The sequence below is a fragment of the Neorhizobium sp. T6_25 genome (assembly GCF_002968555.1).
Classification (GTDB): Bacteria; Pseudomonadota; Alphaproteobacteria; order Rhizobiales; family Rhizobiaceae; genus Neorhizobium.
Genome location: NZ_PVBL01000003.1, coordinates 252551 through 272789 on the forward strand (window position 1 = coordinate 252551; position 20239 = coordinate 272789).

Sequence of the window (20239 nt, forward strand, 5' to 3'; positions counted from 1 at the left end):
TTCGGCCGGGTTTTTTTATTATTGGCCGAATACCGACCAGCCGGTTCTGGTGGCCAGCATTTCGAGCGCCAGCGAACCGAGCAGCGAATTGCCGTTATGATTGAGGCCGGGTGACCAGACGGCGACGGAGGCCTTGCCAGGTGCCACCGCCATGATGCCGCCGCCGACACCGCTCTTGCCGGGCAGGCCGACACGGTAGGCGAAATCGCCCGACCCGTCGTAATGGCCGCAGGTCAGCATCAGCGCATTGATGCGCCTTGCCCGCTGCTTCGAGACTACCGTGTGCCCGGTCAGCGGGTTGCGGCCCGATGCGGCGAGGAAGAGGGCCGATTTGGCGAGCTGGGTGCAGGTCATCGCCAGCGCGCAGTGATGGAAATAGACGCCTAGCACATGTTCGACCGGATGGTCGAGCTTGCCGAAGGAGCGCATGAAATTGGCGAGCGCGAAATTGCGGAAACCGGTCGCCTGTTCCGACTTCGCGACTTCCGGGTCGATAGCGATCGAATCGTCATCCGCCAGGTAGCGCACGAAGCGGACGATCTCTCCGATCGCCTCGCGCGGCGTGTGTCCGGCAAGCACGAGATCGCTGACGGCTATGGCGCCGGCATTGATAAAGGGATTGCGCGGCTTGCCTTCCTCGTGCTCGAGCTGGACGATCGAATTGAAGGCGGAGCCGGACGGTTCGCGGCCGACGCGGTTCCAGGTGGTCTCCCCGTGCTTGCCGAGCGCCAGCGTCAGCGTGAAGACCTTCGATACGCTCTGGATCGAGAAGGGTTCGTCGCAATCGCCGGCCTTGAAGACCTGGCCGTCGACACCGATGATCGCGATCCCGAATTTCTTCGGATCGACATGGGCGAGTTGCGGGATGTAGTCGGCCACCTTGCCTTCGCCCAGACGCGGCGTCAGCTTGTCATGGATCTCATCGACGATCGCCTGCAGGTCTGCCATCTCTTAACCCCGAATTGTTGCGCCCGGAGACGAGCCTTACTATTCGAAGGCGCTGCCGGAAAGATGGTTGCTGGCAGAAGCTTTCACCGCGCCGATCTCCGACCACAACGAGGCGATCATCGCCGGGTCCACATCGGCCATGATGTCGCGCAGCCAACCTTCGTGGGCGGCTGCCATGGCGACAAAAAGCTCGGTACCGGCGGGCGTCAGCTTGGCGACGGTGACGCGGCGGTCCCCGTCCGGCGTGACTCGCTGCACGAAACCGTCTGTCTCCAGCCGTTCCACCAGGCCGGTTACATTGCCGTTCGTCACCATGGTGCGCTTGGAAAGCTCGCCGAGCCTCAAGCCGTCCGCCTCGCGATAGAGCTGCGCCATCAAATCGAACTGGGGAAGCGTCGCGCCGAACTCGGTGCGGAGCCGGCGGCGGATTTCCGTCGTGATAAGCTTGGTGGTGGACAGCATGCGCAGCCAGAGCCGCGTCTCAGGCTTGTTCTTCCCATGCGGGCCATGGGCGATCAGTTCCAGGTCGGCACTTGCCGCTTCCGCTTCCATGACTATACCCCGAGATATCGATCCTGCAATTCCGTCGTCAGGTCCGCGGGCCTGCCACTCCAGGCGCTTGTTCCGTTTTCCAGGATGACACAGCGGTCCGCAACCGGCAAAAGCTCCGAAAGCGTCTTATCCACCACGAGGATCGACAGACCTTCGGCTTTCAGCCGCCTGATCGCCTTCCAGATATCCTGGCGGATGACCGGAGCAAGGCCTTCAGTCGCCTCGTCGAGAATGAGAAGGCGCGGATTGGTCATCAGGGCGCGGCCGATCGCCAGCATCTGCTGCTCGCCGCCCGATAGCGATCTTGCCATTTGCGCATGCCGCTCCTCAAGCCGGGGGAACAGTTCGTTGACGCGTTCCAGCGTCCACTGGCCGGGCCGCGCGGCAGCCACAAGGTTTTCATGGACCGTGAGGTTCGGAAAACAACGGCGGCCTTCCGGCACCAGGCCGATGCCGAGCTTGGCGACATGATGCGGCCGCTTGCCCTTCGTATCCGTGCCGCCGATCTTCACCGCACCGGCACGTGGCGGATTGAGGTTGCAGATGGCACGGATCGTCGTGGTCTTGCCCATGCCGTTGCGGCCCATCAGCGCGACAGCTTCGCCTTCGGCGACCGAAAGGTCAACGCCGAACAGTGCCTGGCTGGCGCCATAAAATGCTTCGATCTTCGTCACATCGAGCAGCATCAGGCGTGGTCTCCGAGATAGGCGGTGCGCACGGTCGGGTCACGGCGGATTTCCTCGACCGTCCCCGTCGCGATGATGCGGCCGTAGACGAGCACCGAAATCCGGTCGGCGAGCGCGAAGACGGCATCCATGTCGTGCTCGACCAGCAGGATCGGCGCTTCATGCCGCAGGGCATCGAGAAAGTGGGTCAGCGATTTCGAGCCTTCCGGCCCCATGCCGGCCATCGGTTCATCCAGCAGGAAGGCCTTCGAGCCGAGCGCCAGCGCCATGGCGATTTCGAGCTGCCGGCGTTCGCCATGGGAAAGCTCGGCCGCTGGAATGCGGGCGCGGGCGGTCAGACCGACACGTTCCAGCATGGCCATGGCCGTGTCGATCAGCGACTTGTCGCGCATGACCGGTTTGAAAAAACGGAAGCTCGAGCCCTGCTTTGCCTGGACGGCCAGCATGACATTGCGCAGGCCCGAAAAATCCGGCGCGATCGACGAGACCTGGAAGGTGCGGCCAAGCCCAAGGCGGGCGCGTTCGGCAACCCCGAACGAACCGATATCCTGCCCGGCAAAACGGATCGAGCCGCTATCCTGCCGGAGCGTGCCGCAGATCTGGTGGATGAGCGTCGATTTGCCGGCGCCGTTCGGGCCGATCAGGGCGTGGATTTCGCCGGGACGCAGGTCGAGCGTCACGCCGTCCGTGGCCCGGAGCGCGCCAAAATTCTTGACGAGGTTGGAGATCTGGAGAACCGGCTCAACCATGTTTGGCCTTTCCGGCAAGCAGGCCCAGAAGACCACCGCGCGCAAACAGCACGACGGCGAGCAGGATGAGGCCGAGGAAGAACTGCCAGCGCTCCGTGAGGCCGCCGAGCGCAAATTCGAAGATCACGTAAAGCGCGGCGCCTGCCAGCGGCCCGAACAGCCGACCGGTGCCGCCGAGGATGATCAGCACGATCAGTTCGCCCGACATGTGCCAGGAGAGCATGGACGGGCTGACGAAGCGGTTGAGATCGGCAAACAGCGCGCCGGCAAGGCCGGTGACTGCCGCCGAGATCGCGAAGGCGGTGAGCCGGATGCGATAGGGCTGGATGCCGACGGTGGCGACGCGTACCTCGTTCTGCCGCGCTGCCTGCAGCGCGGTGCCGAAACGCGAGGCGCGGATCAGCGCAAAAAGGCCGAGCGCCAGCAGCAGGACAATGTAGCAGATCAGGAAGAAGGTCAGCGGCCGCATGGTATTGACGCCGGGAAACTGGTTGCGGACGAGGATCGACAACCCGTCCTCACCGCCATAGGCGGGCCAGGAGATCGCGAAATAATAGACCATCTGCGCAAAGGCGAGCGTGATCATGATGAAATAGACGCCCGAGGTGCGCAGGCTGATTGCGCCGATCGCCAGGCCGACAAGGGCCGACAGGATCACTGCGACGAGCCAGATGACCCACATCTGTTTGGAGCCGGAGAGGCCGAACAGCAGCGGGTCGCCCGAAAAGGCATGGGCCGCCAGAATGCCGGCCGCATACCCGCCGATACCAAAGAAGGCTGCGTGACCGAAGGAGACGAGCCCGCCGAGGCCGAGCGCCAAGTTTAGGCCCGTCGCGGCGAGCGCGAGGATGGCGATGCGGGTCGCCAGCGTGACGTAGAAGGGCTGGCCGAACGCGTTCGCCGCAAAGGGCACGGCGAGCAGCATTGCCGCCAGAATGAGGTTGATGAGGTTTTCGCGGGTCAGGATCATCATTAAATCGGAGGCCTCACGCATGCGCCGCGGGGAAGAGGCCGCGCGGTTTGACCGCAAGAATGACCGCCATGACGATATAGATCAGCATCGAGGCCGCCGCGCCGCCGATCATGCCGGCCTGTGCCGGGGCGACGAACAGCGCCAGGATTTTTGGCAACAAGAAACGCCCCATCGTATCGGTAACTCCGACCAGCAGGGCACCGAGAAGCGCACCCTTGATCGAGCCGATGCCGCCGATGACGATGACCACGAAGGCGAGGATCAGCACCGGTTCGCCCATGCCGACCTGCACCGATTGCAGCGCGCCGACCATGGCGCCAGCGAGACCCGCCAGGGCCGCGCCGAGCGCGAAGACGACGGTATAAAGCGTGCGGATATCGACGCCCAAAGCGCCGATCATCTCGCGGTCGCTTTCGCCGGCGCGGATGCGCATGCCGAGGCGGGTCCGGGAGATCAGCAGATAGAGGCCGAAAGCGACGATCGCTCCGGCAAGGATGATCGCCAGGCGGTAGACCGGATATTCCGTGCCGCCCGGCAGCGCGACGGCGCCCTGCAGAAGCGGCGGGATGTCGAGATAGAGCGGGAAGGAGCCGAACAGCCAGCGCGTGCCTTCCGAAAAGATCAGGATCAGCGCGAAGGTGGCGAGCACCTGGTCGAGGTGATCGCGGTCGTAGAGCCTGCGGATCACCACGAGCTCGACGATCGCGCCGGCGGCGGCGGCCGCGACGAGGCTGGCGATCAATCCGATCCAGAACGATCCGGTCCACGCCGCCACGGTGGCGCAGGCGAATGCGCCGACCATGTAGAGCGAGCCGTGAGCGAGGTTGATCAGGCCCATGACGCCGAAGATCAGCGTCAGCCCGGCAGCCATGAGAAACAACATGACGCCGAGCTGCAGGCCATTGAGCAACTGCTCGAGAGCAAGTGCCAAAGTCACGGGCGGACCTTAGATCTTGCAGTCTTTGGCATAGGCATCGCCATGATCGGCGAAGATCTTCTCCACCGTCTTGTTGGTGATGACGCCGTTCTGCTTCACCACTTCCGTCAGGTAGATGTCCTGGATCGGATGCTGGTTGGTGTTGAACTTGAACTTTCCGCGCGGGGACTGGATGTCTGCCTTCTTCAGTTCGGCGCCAAAGGCATCGGCGTTCTTGACGCTTGCCTTGGAGGCGGCCGACAGGATGAGCTGGGCTGCGTCATAGGCCTGGACGGCATAGATGGAGGGCAGGCGGTTGTATTCCTTCTGGAAATCCGCCAGGAACTTCTTGCTTGCGGCGTTGTCGAAGTCCGGGGCCCACTGACCGGACGCCTTGGCGCCAACCGCCGCATCGCCGATTGCCGGCAGAACGTCCTGGCTAAAGGAGAAACCCGGGCCCATGACCGGGATTTTGACGCCCGACTGGGCGAACTGCTTCATGAAGGCGATGCCCATGCCGCCGGGCAGGAAGGTGAAGATACCATCGGCGCCGGAAGCGCGCATCTGGGCGATTTCGGCAGCGTAGTCGGTCTGGCCGACCTGGGTGTAGACTTCGGCGGCGAGCTGGCCCTTGTAATAACGCTTGAAGCCGGTCAGCGAATCCTTGCCTGCCGGATAGTTCGGGGCGAGGATGAACATCTTCTTGTAGCCCTTGTTGGCATATTCGCCCATGGCTTCATGAAGGTTGTCGTTCTGGTAGGCGGCGTTGAAATAGAGCTTGTTGCAATTGGCGCCGGCAAGCGCTGCCGGGGCGGCATTGGTCGAGACGTAGAACTTGCCCTGGGCCACCGCGCTCGGGGCAACTGCCATCAGCAGGTTCGACCAGACGATGCCGGTCAGGATGTCGACCTGATTGCTCTGGATCATCTTGTCAGCGATCTGAACGGCCAGTTCCGGCTTCTGCGCATCGTCTTCGGTAACGACGGTGATGTCCTTGTTGCCGGAATTCTTGATCGCCAGCATGAAGCCGTCGCGCGTGTCGATGCCGAGGCCGGCCCCGCCGCCCGAAAGCGTGGTGATCATGCCGATCTTCAAAGGCTCGGCGAAAGCCACGCCGGCGGTGCTCATGCTCAGCGCCAAAGTGGCTGCGGCAAGCATTTTCTTCATGTGACGAACTCCCGTTTGTTGTTGTGTCGTTCCCGATGCCTTCAACGGACTTGGAGATCCGCCGGGTCTTCTTTGTCTTCCACATTTGCGTGGAAACTTCCACTCTACATGTCAGGCGAAATTCACCCGCCAACCACCATGGTTAAGCCGAGGGCTTCTGCTTCAGGCGGAAGCGCTGGATCTTGCCGGATTCGGTTTTCGGCAGCGCATCGGTGAAGACGATCGAACGCGGATATTTGTAAGGGGCGATAACGGTCTTCACGTGATCCTGCAGGATCTTGACCATCGGTTCGCCTGGCTCGGCGCCCTTCGTCAGGACCACATGCGCCTGGACGATGGTGCCACGTGAATCGTCGGCCACGCCGATGACGGCGCATTCGAGTACCGCCTCGTGCTTGAGGAGGGCGGCTTCCACCTCGGGGCCGGCGATGTTGTATCCGGCCGAGACGATCATGTCGTCGGAGCGGGCGGCAAAGTGGAAATAACCGTCCTCGTCCTCGACGAAACTGTCGCCGGTCAGGTTCCAGCCGTCCCTGACGTAATCCTTCTGGCGGTCGTCGGCGAGGTAACGGCAGCCGATCGGCCCCTTGACCGCCAGCTTCCCGATCGTGCCGCGCGGCACCTCATTCATGTCGTCGTCGACGACGATCGCCTCGTAGCCGGTAAGCGGCTTGCCGGTGCAGGCGGGTTTGGAGTCGCCGAGCCGGTTCGAGATGAAGATATGCAGCATTTCGGTGGCGCCGATGCCATCGAGGATCGGCTTGCCGGTCTTCGCCACCCATTCGTCGAAGACAGGCGCCGGCAGCGTCTCGCCAGCGGAAACCGCAATGCGCAGCGACGACAGGTCGGCACCGGCATCCATCGCCGCCAGCATGGCGCGATAAGCGGTCGGCGCGGTGAAGCTGATCGTCGCCTTGTAGGTCTCGATGATCTCGATCATCTTCGCGGGCGTCGCCTGTTCCAGAAGGGTGGCGGCAGCGCCAAAACGCAGTGGGAAGACCGCAAGGCCGCCGAGGCCGAAGGTGAAGGCAAGCGGTGGGGACCCGACGAACACGTCGTCCGGCGTCACGTCCAGCACTTCCTTCGCGTAGGCGTCGGCGATGATCAGGATATCGCGGTGGAAATGCATGGTCGCCTTCGGCACGCCGGTGGAACCGGACGTGAAGCCGAGCAGGGCGACGTCGTCGCGGCCGGTTTTCACCGCTTCGAAACGCACCGGCTTGTTGAGCGCCGCCCGATCGAGCTCGGCGTCATGGTTGGCGGTGCCGTCGAAGCCGATCACCTGTTTCAGGAACCGGCTTTCCTTGGCGCAGGCGACCAGTTCGTCCATCAGCCGCGTATCGCAGAGCGCGATCGAGATTTCCGCCTTGTCGATGATCTTGGCGAGCTCGCCGGAGCGCAGCATCGGCATCGTATTGACGACCACCGCGCCGGCCTTGGTCGCAGCCAGCCAGCAGGCAACCATGGCCGGGTTGTTGGCGGAACGGATCAGCACCCGGTTGCCGGGTTTCAGGCCATAGTCCTCGGTCAGCGCCTGGGCGATGCGGTTCGTCCAGTCGGACAATTCCTTGTAGGTGCGCCGGCGGCCGTTGCCGATGAGCGCTGTGTTGTCGCCGAAGCCGCGCTCGACCATGCGGTCGGTCAGTTCGACGCCCGCATTCATCCATTCCGGATAATTGAAGCCATCAAGCCTGATTTCCGGCCACTGATCCGGCGGCGGAAGATTGTCGCGGGCAAACGTATCCAGATGGCCTGACGGTCCCAGCATATTTTCGTTCCCAAGCGTTTTTTATATAGCGGCTTTTTGCCTTTCGCCCAGCAAAGCACTGCTTTCCCTCGGTTGCAAGAGAGAAAGTTTAAGTTTGTAATAATTTTTCCTCCGGCCATTTTTGAAGCCGCGTCGGGCTTCCAAGCGGGCTGATGCGGTGACAGTATGACGTTCGAAATCAAGCGGATCGAAGGGAAAATGAAGATGCGTCATCGGATCAGCGACTGGGACAATGCCTATGCGAACAGCATCAACATTCCCCAGGGCGACCGCTGGCCGGCAGCATGGGTGGAGCCGGCACGACGTTATCGCGAGGCGCTCGCCGCAGCCGGCCGCGCCAGGCTCGGCCTTTCCTACGGCGAAAAGCCGCGCAACCGCTTCGACCTTTTCCTGCCTGAAACCGAGCCGGCGGGCCTCGTGGTTTTCGTCCACGGCGGCTTCTGGATCGGTCTCGACAACAGCTACTGGTCGCAGTTCGCCAAGGGTTCGGTGGAGCGCGGATATGCCGTCGCCATGCCGATGTACACGCTGGCGCCGGAAAGCCGCATTTCAGGCATCACGCTAGAAATCGGCAAGGCGATCGAGGCTGCTGCAGAGGACGTGGCGGGACCGATCCGGCTGATCGGCCATTCGGCGGGCGGCCATCTGGTGACGCGGATGATCTCGGCCACCTCCCCGCTGCCGGAGGCAGTGCGCAGCCGCATCGTCAACACGGTCTCGCTTTCCGGCGTGCATGACCTGCGGCCGATCATGAAGACCAAGATGAACGAAAAACAGCGGATCGATACCGAGGAAGCGCAAGCGGAAAGCCCTGCCCTGCTGGAGCCGCTTGCCGGCGCTCGGGTGACCTGCTGGGTGGGTGCGGGCGAGCGTGCCGAGTTCATCCGCCAGAACGCGCTGCTTGCGAGCATATGGAAGGGCCTGGGCGCCGAGACTGACGCCGTCGAGGAGCCGGACAGGCATCACTTCAACGTCCTCGACGGCATGGAGTATCCCGCCCATCCGCTGATGGATGCGCTGTTTTCCTAAAGCGAAGCCGCCGCCCGGGCGGCCTGGTCGTAATGGCCGGACAGGGCGCGCAGGCGGGCAGCCATGGCCGACAGGGTTTCCCCCGAAACCTCGGTGGCCAGCACCGATTTTACCAGCAATTCCTCGCGCACCGCCGCGTACCGCTTGCAGGCCTCGGCGCCCGCCTCCGTTACCATGACCAGCTTTTCCTTGCCGCGGCGGCCGGATTTGATCAGCTTCAGGCGCTCGAGCTTCTTCAGCGCGTAGGTCACCACATGCGTGTCCTCGATGTTGAGGACCAGCGCGATATCGGCGAGCGTCTTTGCCTTGTTGCGACTGTTGATATTATGCAGCACGAGGATATCGATCGGCGAGAGATCCGGCACGCCGGCAGCCGACATGCACCTGACCATCCAGCGGCTGAACGCGTGGTTCAGCATGATCATTCCGAATTCGATCTCGGAGAGCGCCGGCAATGCGCCGCTCGCCAGGTGCCCGGAGGATACGATCGGGCCGAATTCACTCTTTTCCGATGTCATGATTTTTCCTCCCGGGACGAGCGCGCCGCAGGCGGATACCTGCGGCGCCCCTCAAATCACATCTTCTTGTAGGCGTCCAGAATGGCGGCGCCATCAGCGCCGGCCTTCTTCGACCAATCCTCGGTCAGCTTGGCGCCGACATCGGCCAGGCCCTTCTTGAGATCGGCGCTCGGTTCGAGAACCTTCATGCCGTTCTTCTTGAGGGTTTCCATGTAGGCGGCAGTCTTTTCGGCACCGAGCGCCCAGCCGCGGGTCTCTGCGGCAGCCGCCGCATCAGTGACGGCCTTCTGGACAGCCGGATCGAGCGCCGCGAAGGCAGCCTTGTTGACGAAGATGACGTTCTTCGGGATCCAGGCCTGGGTGTCGTAATAGTGGGTCAGCGATTCCCAGATCTTACTGTCGACGCCGGTGGCGCTCGAGGTCATCAGGCCATCGATGACGCCGGTTGCCAGCGCCTGCGGCAGTTCGGCCGCCTGGACCGTGACCGGCTGGGCACCGACGAGGTCGGCGATGCGCGACGTGCCGACGTTGTAGGCGCGCCATTTCAGGCCCTTGAGATCCGCGGTGCTGTTGACATCCTTCTTGGTGAAAATGCCCTGCGGCGGCCACGGCGTCGCATAGAGGAGCTTGAGACCCTGCGCGTCGAGCGCCTTCTCGACCGCCGGCTTGGAGGCGGCATAGAGCTTCTTCGATGCGTCGAAGCTGGTCGCAAGGAACGGCACGACGTCGATGCCGAAGACCGAGTTTTCATTCTCGTGCAGCGAGATCAGCACTTCGCCGGCCTGTGCCTGTCCCGTCTGGACGGCGCGCTTGATATCCGGCGCCTTGAAGAGCGAAGCGTTCGGATGGATGGTGATCTTGAGAGCGCCCTTGCTGGCGGCGTCCACGTCGGCGGCAAACTGGCTCAGGTTCTGGACGTGGTAATTGGCCGGCGGATAGGCCGACGGAAGGACCCAGGCGGTCTGGGCGAAGGCCGCGCCGCTGGCGGCGAACAGTGCCGCGCCGGCAAGGCCGGTGCGCACGAGATTGGAAAACATCCTTTTCATATCAGTCCCCTTTTTTGTCACTCTGGTTAGCCCGGGAATGCCATTTTCGGCAGAACCATCACGATTTCCGGGAAGACCGTGATGATGGCGACAGTCGCCACAAGCAGGAAGAAGAATGGCAGCGAGGCGCGGGCAACGGTCAGGCTGTCGCGACCGCTCATCGTCTGCAGCACGAAGAGGTTGAAGCCCACCGGCGGCGAGACTTCCGCCATCTCGACGATCAGCACCAGGAAGATGCCGAACCAGACGAGGTCGAAACCGGCCTGCTGGACCATCGGCAACACCACGATGGTGGTCAGCACGATCATCGACAGCCCGTCGAGCGCTGCCCCTAGCAGGATATACATCACCGTCAGCACCGCGATAAGCGCATAGGGGCTGAGATTGAAGCTGTCGACCCAGGCGGCAAGCGCGTTCGGAATACCGGTATAACCCATGGCGATCGACATGAAGCCGGCGCCGGTCAGGATCAGCATGATCATGCAGGTGAGCCGGGTCGCCCCCATGACGCTGTCCCAGAAGGCTTTTATCGTCAGCGTCCGCGACCAGGCGGCGATGGCAAGCGAACCGAGCACGCCCCAGGCCGCGCATTCCGTCGCCGTCGCCCAGCCGAGAATGAGGGTCGCGAAGACGAGCACGATGAGCAGCGTGACGGGAATGAGGTTGGCTGATTCCTTGAGCTTCTCCATGAAGCTCATCTTCGGCGGTGCGGGCGGCTGCTTGTCCGGGTTCAGAAGCGACCAGACGATAATGTAGCCGGAATAAAGCACCATGACGATGACGCTCGGCAGGAAGCCGGCGAGAAAGATCTGGATGATCGAGACATTCGCCGCCACAGCATAAACGACCATGGTGATCGACGGCGGGATGAGGATGCCAAGCGTACCGGCGCCGGCGAGAGAACCGAGGCTGACCATCTCGTCGTAACCGCGCTTCTTCAATTCCGGCAGGGCGATCTTGGCGATCATGGCGGTGGTGGCAGCCGACGAGCCCGAGATCGAGCCGAACAGGCCGCAACCGAGCACGTTGACATGCATGAGGCGACCGGGCAGCCAGCCGAGCCAGGGGGCCAAGCCGCGGAACATCTCTTCCGAAAGCCGTGTCCTGAACAGGATCTCTCCCATCCAGACGAACAGAGGCAGGGCCGCGAGCGACCAGGAGGCGCCGCCGCTCCAGGAATTGGTGGCAAGCACGGCGCCGATGGGGATGCCCGGAACGAAGAGCATGGCGATAAAGCCGCAGATCAGCAGCGAAATGCCGATCCATACCCCGCCGGCCAGCAGCGCCAGAAGGGCGACAAGAACGACGCCGGCGATTTCAACGAGTTCGATCGTGCTCATGGATCACGCCCCGCTCTGCATGGCGCGCTCGATAACTTCCTCGGCCGTTTGCGGCTCCGGTTTCTCATAGCGCGGCGAACCGCCGAAAAGGACATGGAGGAGTTCGTCGACAAAGGCGATCGCGAGGATGATCAGACCACCGCAGAAGCCGAGCTGCGGGATCCACAAGGGGACCGCGATGACGCCCTGCGACAGGTCATTGAACTGCCAGGAGGTCTTCGTCATGTCATAGGCGAACCAGGCGAAATAAACCGCGGCGGCAGTGCCCGTGGCCAAGGCAACAATTTCGATGACCTGCCGCAGGCGGCCCTTGAAACGCTCGATCAGCAATCCGACACGGATCATCTCGCCTGAGCGGAACGTGTGGGCGAGGCCGAGGAAAGCGCTTGCGGCCATGCACCAGGAGGCGAAGTCGTCACCGGACGGCACGTCGATATCGAGCGGACGCCCGGCCGAGAGCCCCAGCATGATCAAGAAAATGGCGACCAGAAAAAGCCCGGCGAGATAACCGGAAAACAGGTAAAGTCCATCCAGCACCTTCCGGAGCCAATCCGGGAATATGCTGTGGCGGGGATCAACGGAGGACATGGATGGCCCTCCCGTTACAGGATCTCGAAAACGGCATGGTCGGCTCCCCTCGGTTGCCGGTTATCCGGGTGGAGCTCTTGGCGGCTTCCTGCCCGTTCGGCAAGCATGATGCTTCAATGTGCATTTTCCTGTCAACTAATCATTGACGTTTTATCGACGAAATGTTTTCGTTAAGGCACGCAATTTGATTTGAGGGGCGGAACATGACCGAGGCTAAGTGGGATTTCTGGATCGATCGCGGCGGCACGTTTACCGACATCGTCGGCCGAAAGCCGGACGGATCGCTCGTCGCCCATAAGGTCCTGTCCGAAAATCCGGAAGCCTACCGCGACGCCGCCGTGCAGGGGATTCGCGAGCTTCTCGGCGTGCCCGCCGGCGCCGCTATCCCTGCCGATGCGATCGGCGCTGTGAAGATGGGTACGACGGTCGCCACCAATGCGCTGCTGGAGCGCAAGGGCGAGCGCACGCTGCTCGTGACGACACGCGGCTTCCGGGACGCGCTGGCGATCGGTTATCAGGCCCGCGCCGACATCTTTGCCAAGAAGATCATCAAGCCGGAGCTGCTCTACAAGCACGTTGTCGAGGTGGACGAACGGGTCCGAGCCGACGGCACGATCGAGGCCGCGCCGGACGAAAATACGATCCGCGGTCAGTTGCAAGAGCAGTATGATGCGGGCTTCCGCGCCGTCGCGATCGTCCTGATGCATGCCTATCGCTTCCCGACGCATGAGCAGCTGATTGCGCATATCGCACGCGACATCGGCTTTACCCAGGTTTCTGTCAGCCATGAGGTCTCGCCGCTGATCAAGCTGGTCGGTCGCGGCGACACGACTGTGGTCGACGCCTATCTGTCGCCGATCCTGCGCCGCTACGTGGAGCAGGTTGCCGGCGAGCTCGGGACCGGGCTCGACGTCGCCGACAGTCAGGGCGCGCAGCTGATGTTCATGCAGTCCTCGGGCGGATTGACTGCGGCGCGGCTGTTCCAGGGCAAGGATGCTATCCTCTCGGGGCCTGCCGGCGGCGTGGTCGGGGCGGTCGAGACTTCGCGCTTGGCGGGCTTCAATCGGATGATCGGCTTCGACATGGGCGGCACGTCGACCGACGTTTCCCATTATGACGGCGAGCTGGAACGCTCGTTCGAAACCGAAGTGGCGGGCGTGCGCATGCGCGCGCCGATGATGTCGATCCACACGGTTGCCGCCGGCGGCGGTTCGATCCTGCATTTCGAGAATGGCCGTTTTCGCGTCGGCCCGGATTCGGCTGGCGCCAATCCCGGTCCGAAGGCCTATCGCCGCGGCGGGCCGTTGACCGTTACAGACGCCAACGTCATGCTCGGCAAGCTGTCGCCAAAACTCTTCCCGGCGATCTTCGGACCCAACCGCGACCAGCCGCTCGATGCGGATGCGGTGCGCGCCGCCTTCGAGGACATGGCCAAGGTGATCGGCGACGGCCGTTCGCCGGAAGAGGTGGCTGACGGCTTCCTGGCGATCGCCGTCGAGAACATGGCGAATGCGGTCAAGAAGATCAGCGTCCAGCGCGGCTACGACGTCACCCATTACGTGCTGACCTGCTTCGGCGGCGCCGGCGGCCAGCATGCCTGCCTGACGGCCGACGCGCTCGGCATCTCGACGGTCATGATCCACCCGTTCTCCGGCATCCTTTCCGCCTATGGCATGGGTCTTGCCGACATCCGCGCCAGCCGCCAGCGCACGGTATCGCAGGAGCTTGCGGCCGCGCTGGAAACTCTTCAACCGATCCGTGACGACCTGACCGCCAGCGTGCTGGAAGAGATGGCGTCGCAGGGCGTGACCGCATCCGGAACCGAGGTGCTGCACCGCGCTCATCTGCGTTATCAGGGCACCGATACGACCCTGCCCGTAACTCTCGCCGATGCGGCAGAAATGACGCTTGCCTTCGAGACGGCCCACAAGAAGCAGTTCGGCTTCATCTTCGAAAACCGCGAGATCATTTTCGAAGCCTATGAGGTCGAGGCCATCGGCGGCGGCGCCGATTCCGACGAGCCGGAATTCGAGATCGACGGCGCCAAGCCTTTCGCGGCGGAAGAAACGAAATTCTTCTCCGGCGGGGCATGGCGGGAGGCGCCGGTCTACCGCCGCGCCGACATCATGCCGGGCTCGCGCGCCAACGGTCCGTGCCTGATCGTCGAGCCGCACCAGACGATCGTCGTCGAAGACGGCTGGGCGTTCGAGATCACCAGGCTGAACCATGTCGTGCTGAAGCGCGTCGCCGAGCTTTCGCGCGCCAAGCCGATCGGCACGCAGGCCGATCCGGTGCTGCTCGAAGTGTTCAACAATCTTTTCATGTCGATCGCCGAACAGATGGGCGTGACGCTGCAGAACACCGCGTCGTCCGTCAACATCAAGGAACGGCTGGACTTCTCCTGCGCCGTCTTCGATGCGGATGGCGCGCTGGTAGCCAACGCCCCGCATATGCCGGTGCATCTCGGCTCCATGGACCGGTCGGTCGAGAGCGTCATCGCTCAGAACCAGGGCAAGATCCGCCCCGGCGACGTATTTGCGCTGAACGCCCCCTATAACGGCGGCACGCACCTGCCGGATATCACCGTCGTCACGCCGGTCTTTGATGCCGAGGGCCAGAATATCCTGTTCTACGTCGCCTCGCGCGGCCATCATGCCGATGTCGGCGGTACGGCGCCGGGTTCGATGACGCCGCTTGCGACGACCGTCGATGAAGAGGGCGTGCTGTTCGACAACGTGCTGCTCGTCGATCGCGGCCGGTTCGACGAGGCCGGGATCACCGATCTCCTCTCCAACCACCCCTACCCCGCCCGCAACGTCGCCCAGAACGTCGCGGACCTTCGCGCCCAGATCGCCGCCAACGAAAAGGGCGTGCACGAGATGCGCAAGATGATCGCGCAGTTCGGGCTGGACGTGGTCCAGGCCTATATGGGCCATGTGCAGGACAATGCGGAAGAGAGCGTCCGCCGGGTCCTCGAGAAGCTCGGAAATTCCGAGTTCTCCTATCCGACCGACCAGGGCAGCGTCATCAATGTGAAAATCACCGTCGACAAGGCCAAGCGCGAGGCGACGGTCAATTTCACCGGAACGAGCCCGCAAAAGAAGAACAACTTCAACGCGCCGGAGCCGGTAACCCGTGCGGCGGTGCTCTATGTCTTCCGAGTCATGGTCGAAAGCTCCATCCCGATGAATGCGGGATGCCTGCGGCCGATCCGGATCATCGTCCCGGAAGGGTCGATGCTGAAGCCGCAATATCCGGCGGCAGTCGTTGCCGGCAATGTCGAGACCAGCCAGCACGTGACCAACGCCTTGTTCGGCGCGCTCGGCGCCATGGCGGCGAGCCAGGGCTCGATGAACAACCTCACCTTCGGCAATGCGACCTACCAGTATTACGAGACACTGTGCTCCGGTTCGCCGGCCGGCGTATTCAACGACGGGACCGGTTTCGAAGGCACGGATGCGGTGCACGTGCACATGACCAATTCCCGTCTCACCGACCCGGAAATCCTGGAAACCCGTTATCCGGTGCTGCTCGAAGATTTCCACATCCGCGACAATTCCGGCGGCAGGGGCAGGTTCTCGGCCGGCAACGGCACAAAGCGCACCATCCGTTTCCTCGAAAAAATGGATTGCGCCATCCTTTCCTCGCACCGGACGATCAGGCCGCATGGGCTTGAGGGCGGCGAAACCGGCGAGCTTGGCAAGACCACGGTGCGGCGCCTCGACGGCACGCTCGAAGAGCTTGGCGGCTGCGCCCAGACGATCATCGAGGCGGGCGAAGCGGTGACCGTCCAGACGCCGACAGCCGGAGGCTATGGCAAAGCGGAGTGATCTGCCGTAACCGGGAGGCATGACAAAGCAGATCGCGATCATCGGTGGCGGCCCGGCAGGGCTGATGGCGGCGGAGGTTCTCTCCGCTGCCGGCCATTCCGTGACCGTCCACGAGGCGATGCCGACCTTCGGGCGGAAATTCCTGCTCGCCGGCAAATCCGGGCTGAACATCACCCATTCGGAAGATTTTTCGAGTTTCGCGGAGCGATTCGGGAGTGCCTCCGCGCGCCTGCGCCCTGCCCTCAAGGCATTCACGCCGAACGACGTACGGGCCTGGGCGGCGGGTCTCGGCACGGAAACTTTCGTCGGGACGTCCGGACGCGTGTTTCCGAAAGCCATGAAGGCCTCGCCGCTCTTGCGCGCCTGGCTGCGGCAGCTGGAGGCGCAGGGCGTGGCGCTCAGGACGCGGCATCGCTGGGTGGGGTTTGCCGAAAACGGTTACCGGTTCGAAACGCCGGAAGGGCCGGTCACCGTCCGGCCCGATGCCGCTCTTGTGGCACTGGGCGGCGCCAGCTGGCCGCGGCTCGGCTCGGATGCGGCCTGGGTGCCGTGGTTGAGCGCCAAGGGCGTTGAAGTCGCCGGCCTGCAGCCGGCCAATTGCGGTTTCGATGTCGCCTGGAGCGAGGCGTTTCGCGAGCGCTTCGCCGGCGAGCCACTGAAATCTGTTTCGACCACTTCCGACGCCGGAACGTTCCAGGGCGAATTCGTGGTCTCGAAACACGGGATCGAGGGCAGCCTGGTCTATGCCCACGCCGCAGCGCTTCGGGACCGGCTTTTCTCGCAAGGCCAAGCGGCATTGACCGTCGACCTCGCACCCGGCCGCACGCTGGAGCGACTTAGCCGCGACCTTGCCCGGCAGGATGCCAAGGCGAGCTTCTCCAACCGGCTTCGCAAGGGCGCCGGGCTGGAGGGCGTGAAGGCCGCATTGCTTCGCGAGCTCGTTCAAGATGCCAACCGCATGTCCCCTGAGGAACTGGCGCGCCTGATCAAGTCTCTGCCGATCCCGATTGTCCGCCCGCGACCGATCGCGGAAGCGATCTCGTCCGCCGGCGGCGTCGCCTGGAGCGATCTCGACGAAAACTACATGCTGAAGCCGCTTCCCGGCCTGTTTGCTGCCGGGGAAATGCTCGATTGGGAGGCGCCGACGGGCGGCTACCTGCTGACGGCCTGCCTTGCGACGGGCCGCTCTGCCGCCCTGGGCGTCGAGGCATGGCTTGGCTCGCAATAGGACTCGCTTCGACGCTCGATTTGCGATTTCTTTCCTAGTTATCCGACATTGTCCTGGATCAACGCCTCAAGGCGTGATTCGCGCAGATTTACGCGGAGGAAAGGACCTCCATGACGAGGGAAAGACGAAGACGCATCATCCGCAGGCGGCGGACCGTGACAGGTCTTGCGCTCGTTGCCGCCATTTCCTTCGTGGCGGGCATGACGGATGCCGTGGGCCTGCTTCTGTCGGGCGACTTCGTCTCCTTCATGACCGGCAACACGACCCGCGCGGCAATCTCCTTTGCCGATGGCGACTATAGCCATGCGATCATCCTCTTCATCGCGCTCTGGGTCTTCATCCTCGGCAACGCGCTCGGCATCGTGTTTGCCTATACGGTTTCGGCGCGGCGAACCTTCGTCGTGCTATCGGGCGTTTCACTCCTGCTGGCCGCGGCTTCCATCGTTCCCACGGCCGGTTATCCGCGGCTTCAATTCTATCTGATCGTGCTGTCGATGGGCATGATCAACGCGACGGTCGAACATATCGAAGGGCTGCCGATCGGCCTCACCTATGTGACCGGCGCGCTTTCCCGTTTCGGCCGGGGCATCGGCCGCTGGCTGATCGGCGACCGCAACCCGACCGGTTGGCTGATCCAGACGGTTCCCTGGACCGGAATGGCGTGCGGCGCCGTCACCGGCGCTTTTTTGACGAAATATGCTGGCAGCCATGCGCTCTGGATTGTTTCGGTTCTGGCCCTTGCGGTGGCATTGGCGACGGCGCTTCTGCCGCGCCCGCTGCACCTGCACTTCCAGCAGCCGATCGTCTCCGCCCGCCGCCGCGCCTGATCGTTCCGAAAGTTTTCGATGTTCCTGCTTTCCAAGCTCTTCTGGGTGTTTGCCCAGCCTCTCTCGATTGCCTTCCTGCTCGCAGCTCTCGCCACATTTCTGGTCTTCGTTGGCTGGCGCAGGCTCGGCGGGTTAGCCGCATTCCTAACCGCGCTGGTGCTGTTCCTGACGCTTTTTACCACGACAGGCACGGTGGCGCTGCAGGTGCTGGAAGATCGCTTTCCGAAGCCTTCCCAGGAGCCACAGGCGGTTTCCTGCATGATCGTGCTCGGCGGCGTGCTGGAAAACGAGGTGACGACCGTGCGCGGCGGCATCGAGCTCAACCAGGCGGCCGACCGGTTCTCCGAGGCTCTGCGGCTCACCCGCAATCATCCGCAAGCACCCATTCTGATTTCCGGCGGCGACGGTTCGATCAGCGGCGCCTACGAAGGTGAAGCGCAGGCTTCGGAACGGTTCTTCTCCGCCTTCGGCATTCCGGCCGATCGGCTCGTGAAGGAAAACGCGTCCCGCACGACCTATGAGAACACGTTGAACACGGCCGGGCTTCTCAAGGCTCAGGGGCTCGAGAACTGCCTGTTGATCACGTCGGCCTTCCACATGCCGCGCTCGATGGGCCTGTTCCGGGCGGCCGGGACCACGGTCACGCCGTGGCCGGTCGATTACCGCACCAGCGGCATCGTTCGCCTGTCGCTGGATTTCACCCAGCCGGCGCTGAATGCGCAGCTGACGACGACTGCCGCCCGCGAATGGATGAGCCTGACCGCCTATTACCTCACCGGACGGATCGGCGGGATCTTTCCGGGATGAGCCATCTCCCGGCCCTTCTATTTCTTCGACAGGATATTGAAATCAAGGCCGCGCACCCTGACGCGCATTTCGCAGGGCGCGGCGTCGTTTCGACCGCAGAAGCGGGGATGCATCGTCAATTCAAAGACCATGTTGCCGAAATACTGAACGAAGTCGTATTTATAAAGCTGGGCGGTGGCGACCATGACGTAGCCACCTTCCTTGATCTGGACATAAAAATTGTAGCGGCAGCCTTCACTGGCGCAACGCGGTCCCTTGACCCCGTCACAGGTGACCTCGGATTGGTTGGAAACGAGGTCGATCATGCCGTCATTGTTGATGTCGAAGCGCTTGATGAAGGCCGGTCCGAAATCGATGGTCTTGCATTCCTTGCGGAAGTAATCCCTCTCGTAGATTTCCGGATCGCTGAAACGCTGCGGCTGCTGAGCAAAAGCAAGTGTTGGCGCAAACGCCAGGACGAGCGCCTGCACGACGATGATCAAGAGCTTTTTCACAGGCCTACCTCTGCAAATTCATCTGTTCACGGCACGCGCGGAAGGGTGACGCGCGCAACGATCGGCGGTTATGCTAACGGCCTGCACTTGCGCGACGCTGGATCACAAGGTCTGACATGTCACTGCTGATGATCCTCGACTATGCCGGCATAGCGCTTTTTGCCGCGACCGGCGCGCTGGCGGCTTCGCGAAAACAACTCGACCTCGTCGGCTTCCTGTTTTTCGCGGCGGTCACCGGGCTCGGCGGCGGCACCCTCAGAGACATCATCCTCGGACGAATGCCGGTCTTCTGGGTGCTCGATCCGACCTATATCCTGATCTGCGTGATTGCCGGTGCTTTCGTCTTCTGCACGGCCCATCGGGTTGAATGGCGCTATCGCCTGCTGATCTGGTTCGATGCGGTGGGGCTTGCCGCCTATAGCGTGCTCGGCGCGGCAAAAGGGCTTGCCGCCACGGGATCACCGACGATCGCGATCGTCACCGGGGCGCTGACGGCGGCCTTCGGGGGCATCCTGCGCGATCTTCTCGCCAACGAGCCCTCGGTGCTGCTGAGGCCGGAAATCTACATCACCGCCGCACTGGCGGGCGCCTGCGGGTTTACCGCGGCAAATGCGCTCGGCCTGCCGCTCTACGCGAGTTCGGGCCTCGGCGCGGCGCTGGCCTTCGGCCTGCGCGGCGGCGCGATCCACTACGGATGGACATTGCCGCGCTACAGGCCACGGCCCGGCCGGGAGCAAGACGAGGCTATGAGGGGAAACAAAGGAAAAGAGTAG

19 protein-coding genes are annotated in these 20239 nt (G+C 63.1%); 6 read left to right on the forward strand and 13 right to left on the reverse strand.

The annotated features are described in order from the left end of the window. Window positions 1-18 precede the first annotated feature (18 nt). The 8 genes from C5L10_RS05800 to C5L10_RS05835 all read right to left on the reverse strand — a co-directional run bounded on the left by C5L10_RS05800 (window position 19) and on the right by C5L10_RS05835 (window position 7759). Window positions 19-948, reverse strand: coding sequence for a glutaminase (locus C5L10_RS05800; protein ID WP_105428863.1), 930 nt, complete (start codon window positions 946-948; stop codon window positions 19-21). Between the two features lie 39 nt (window positions 949-987). Beyond that, on the reverse strand, window positions 988-1500 hold the full coding sequence (locus tag C5L10_RS05805; RefSeq protein WP_037080105.1) for a MarR family winged helix-turn-helix transcriptional regulator: 513 nt from the start codon (window positions 1498-1500) through the stop codon (window positions 988-990). 2 nt (window positions 1501-1502) lie between these two features. After that, window positions 1503-2186 (reverse strand): ABC transporter ATP-binding protein, encoded by a 684-nt coding sequence (locus C5L10_RS05810; RefSeq protein WP_105428864.1) that lies wholly within the window; start codon window positions 2184-2186, stop codon window positions 1503-1505. Next, a complete protein-coding gene (locus C5L10_RS05815) occupies window positions 2186-2935 on the reverse strand; it encodes an ABC transporter ATP-binding protein (RefSeq protein ID WP_105428865.1) in 750 nt (249 codons plus the stop codon). Before C5L10_RS05815 ends, C5L10_RS05810 begins: the two co-directional genes overlap by 1 nt. Continuing rightward, window positions 2928-3908 carry a branched-chain amino acid ABC transporter permease gene (locus C5L10_RS05820; protein ID WP_245447925.1) on the reverse strand — a complete coding sequence of 327 codons (981 nt, stop codon included), beginning with the start codon at window positions 3906-3908 and terminating at the stop codon, window positions 2928-2930. Before C5L10_RS05820 ends, C5L10_RS05815 begins: the two co-directional genes overlap by 8 nt. 13 nt (window positions 3909-3921) lie before the next feature. Then, complete coding sequence (locus C5L10_RS05825; protein ID WP_046669033.1) at window positions 3922-4845, reverse strand: branched-chain amino acid ABC transporter permease; 924 nt, start codon at window positions 4843-4845, stop codon at window positions 3922-3924. A 9-nt stretch (window positions 4846-4854) separates the two neighbouring features. Beyond that, window positions 4855-5991: an ABC transporter substrate-binding protein gene (locus C5L10_RS05830; protein ID WP_105428867.1), complete on the reverse strand. Its 1137-nt coding sequence runs from the start codon at window positions 5989-5991 to the stop codon at window positions 4855-4857. A gap of 142 nt (window positions 5992-6133) precedes the next feature. Continuing rightward, complete coding sequence (locus tag C5L10_RS05835; protein ID WP_105428868.1) at window positions 6134-7759, reverse strand: AMP-binding protein; 1626 nt, start codon at window positions 7757-7759, stop codon at window positions 6134-6136. A 165-nt stretch (window positions 7760-7924) separates the two neighbouring features. On the opposite strand from C5L10_RS05835, the gene C5L10_RS05840 reads away from it, so the two are divergent. Continuing rightward, the gene (locus C5L10_RS05840; protein WP_245447926.1) at window positions 7925-8788 is read left to right on the forward strand and encodes an alpha/beta hydrolase; all 864 of its coding nucleotides are present in this window, start codon (window positions 7925-7927) and stop codon (window positions 8786-8788) included. On the opposite strand, the gene C5L10_RS05845 is transcribed toward C5L10_RS05840, so the two are convergent. The 4 genes from C5L10_RS05845 to C5L10_RS05860 are packed head-to-tail and all read right to left on the reverse strand — an operon-like array spanning window position 8785 to window position 12280. Next, a complete protein-coding gene (locus C5L10_RS05845) occupies window positions 8785-9306 on the reverse strand; it encodes a winged helix DNA-binding protein (RefSeq protein WP_105428869.1) in 522 nt (173 codons plus the stop codon). The two genes, C5L10_RS05840 and C5L10_RS05845, sit on opposite strands and share 4 nt — an antisense overlap. 56 nt (window positions 9307-9362) lie before the next feature. Then, entirely contained in the window at window positions 9363-10343 is a 981-nt protein-coding gene (locus C5L10_RS05850) for a TRAP transporter substrate-binding protein (RefSeq protein ID WP_105428870.1), read from the reverse strand. A gap of 35 nt (window positions 10344-10378) precedes the next feature. Continuing rightward, entirely contained in the window at window positions 10379-11692 is a 1314-nt protein-coding gene (locus C5L10_RS05855; protein WP_105428871.1) for a TRAP transporter large permease, read from the reverse strand. A 3-nt stretch (window positions 11693-11695) separates the two neighbouring features. Further along, window positions 11696-12280, reverse strand: coding sequence for a TRAP transporter small permease (locus tag C5L10_RS05860; protein WP_046602831.1), 585 nt, complete (start codon window positions 12278-12280; stop codon window positions 11696-11698). A gap of 203 nt (window positions 12281-12483) precedes the next feature. On the opposite strand from C5L10_RS05860, the gene C5L10_RS05865 reads away from it, so the two are divergent. The 4 genes from C5L10_RS05865 (at window position 12484) to C5L10_RS05880 (ending at window position 18972) form a co-directional block, all read left to right on the forward strand. Beyond that, window positions 12484-16110 (forward strand): hydantoinase B/oxoprolinase family protein, encoded by a 3627-nt coding sequence (locus tag C5L10_RS05865; protein WP_105428872.1) that lies wholly within the window; start codon window positions 12484-12486, stop codon window positions 16108-16110. A 19-nt stretch (window positions 16111-16129) separates the two neighbouring features. Continuing rightward, complete coding sequence (locus C5L10_RS05870; protein WP_105428873.1) at window positions 16130-17338, forward strand: TIGR03862 family flavoprotein; 1209 nt, start codon at window positions 16130-16132, stop codon at window positions 17336-17338. A gap of 110 nt (window positions 17339-17448) precedes the next feature. Next, entirely contained in the window at window positions 17449-18165 is a 717-nt protein-coding gene (locus C5L10_RS05875) for a YoaK family protein (protein ID WP_105428874.1), read from the forward strand. Window positions 18166-18183: 18 nt separating this feature from the next. Continuing rightward, window positions 18184-18972 carry a YdcF family protein gene (locus C5L10_RS05880; protein WP_105428875.1) on the forward strand — a complete coding sequence of 263 codons (789 nt, stop codon included), beginning with the start codon at window positions 18184-18186 and terminating at the stop codon, window positions 18970-18972. A 17-nt stretch (window positions 18973-18989) separates the two neighbouring features. Here C5L10_RS05880 and C5L10_RS05885 read toward each other — a convergent pair whose 3' ends face one another. Further along, the gene (locus C5L10_RS05885) at window positions 18990-19466 is read right to left on the reverse strand and encodes a hypothetical protein (RefSeq protein WP_105424763.1); all 477 of its coding nucleotides are present in this window, start codon (window positions 19464-19466) and stop codon (window positions 18990-18992) included. A 116-nt stretch (window positions 19467-19582) separates the two neighbouring features. Here C5L10_RS05885 and C5L10_RS05890 point away from each other — a divergent pair, with 116 nt between their 5' ends. Further along, window positions 19583-20239: a trimeric intracellular cation channel family protein gene (locus C5L10_RS05890; RefSeq protein ID WP_046637907.1), complete on the forward strand. Its 657-nt coding sequence runs from the start codon at window positions 19583-19585 to the stop codon at window positions 20237-20239.

Excerpts from the sequence above, each read along its gene's own strand:
- C5L10_RS05830 (WP_105428867.1), bottom strand. The coding sequence starts at position 5,991 with ATGAAGAAAATGCTTGCCGCAGCCACTTTGGCGCTGAGCATGAGCACC.
- C5L10_RS05860 (WP_046602831.1), bottom strand. The coding sequence starts at position 12,280 with ATGTCCTCCGTTGATCCCCGCCACAGCATATTCCCGGATTGGCTCCGG.
- C5L10_RS05840 (WP_245447926.1), top strand. The coding sequence starts at position 7,925 with ATGACGTTCGAAATCAAGCGGATCGAAGGGAAAATGAAGATGCGTCAT.
- C5L10_RS05850 (WP_105428870.1), bottom strand. The coding sequence starts at position 10,343 with ATGTTTTCCAATCTCGTGCGCACCGGCCTTGCCGGCGCGGCACTGTTC.
- C5L10_RS05865 (WP_105428872.1), top strand. The coding sequence starts at position 12,484 with ATGACCGAGGCTAAGTGGGATTTCTGGATCGATCGCGGCGGCACGTTT.
- C5L10_RS05810 (WP_105428864.1), bottom strand. The coding sequence starts at position 2,186 with ATGCTGCTCGATGTGACGAAGATCGAAGCATTTTATGGCGCCAGCCAG.
- C5L10_RS05820 (WP_245447925.1), bottom strand. The coding sequence starts at position 3,908 with ATGATGATCCTGACCCGCGAAAACCTCATCAACCTCATTCTGGCGGCA.
- C5L10_RS05800 (WP_105428863.1), bottom strand. The coding sequence starts at position 948 with ATGGCAGACCTGCAGGCGATCGTCGATGAGATCCATGACAAGCTGACG.
- C5L10_RS05845 (WP_105428869.1), bottom strand. The coding sequence starts at position 9,306 with ATGACATCGGAAAAGAGTGAATTCGGCCCGATCGTATCCTCCGGGCAC.
- C5L10_RS05890 (WP_046637907.1), top strand. The coding sequence starts at position 19,583 with ATGTCACTGCTGATGATCCTCGACTATGCCGGCATAGCGCTTTTTGCC.
- C5L10_RS05855 (WP_105428871.1), bottom strand. The coding sequence starts at position 11,692 with ATGAGCACGATCGAACTCGTTGAAATCGCCGGCGTCGTTCTTGTCGCC.
- C5L10_RS05835 (WP_105428868.1), bottom strand. The coding sequence starts at position 7,759 with ATGCTGGGACCGTCAGGCCATCTGGATACGTTTGCCCGCGACAATCTT.
- C5L10_RS05870 (WP_105428873.1), top strand. The coding sequence starts at position 16,130 with ATGACAAAGCAGATCGCGATCATCGGTGGCGGCCCGGCAGGGCTGATG.
- C5L10_RS05815 (WP_105428865.1), bottom strand. The coding sequence starts at position 2,935 with ATGGTTGAGCCGGTTCTCCAGATCTCCAACCTCGTCAAGAATTTTGGC.
- C5L10_RS05880 (WP_105428875.1), top strand. The coding sequence starts at position 18,184 with ATGTTCCTGCTTTCCAAGCTCTTCTGGGTGTTTGCCCAGCCTCTCTCG.
- C5L10_RS05805 (WP_037080105.1), bottom strand. The coding sequence starts at position 1,500 with ATGGAAGCGGAAGCGGCAAGTGCCGACCTGGAACTGATCGCCCATGGC.
- C5L10_RS05875 (WP_105428874.1), top strand. The coding sequence starts at position 17,449 with ATGACGAGGGAAAGACGAAGACGCATCATCCGCAGGCGGCGGACCGTG.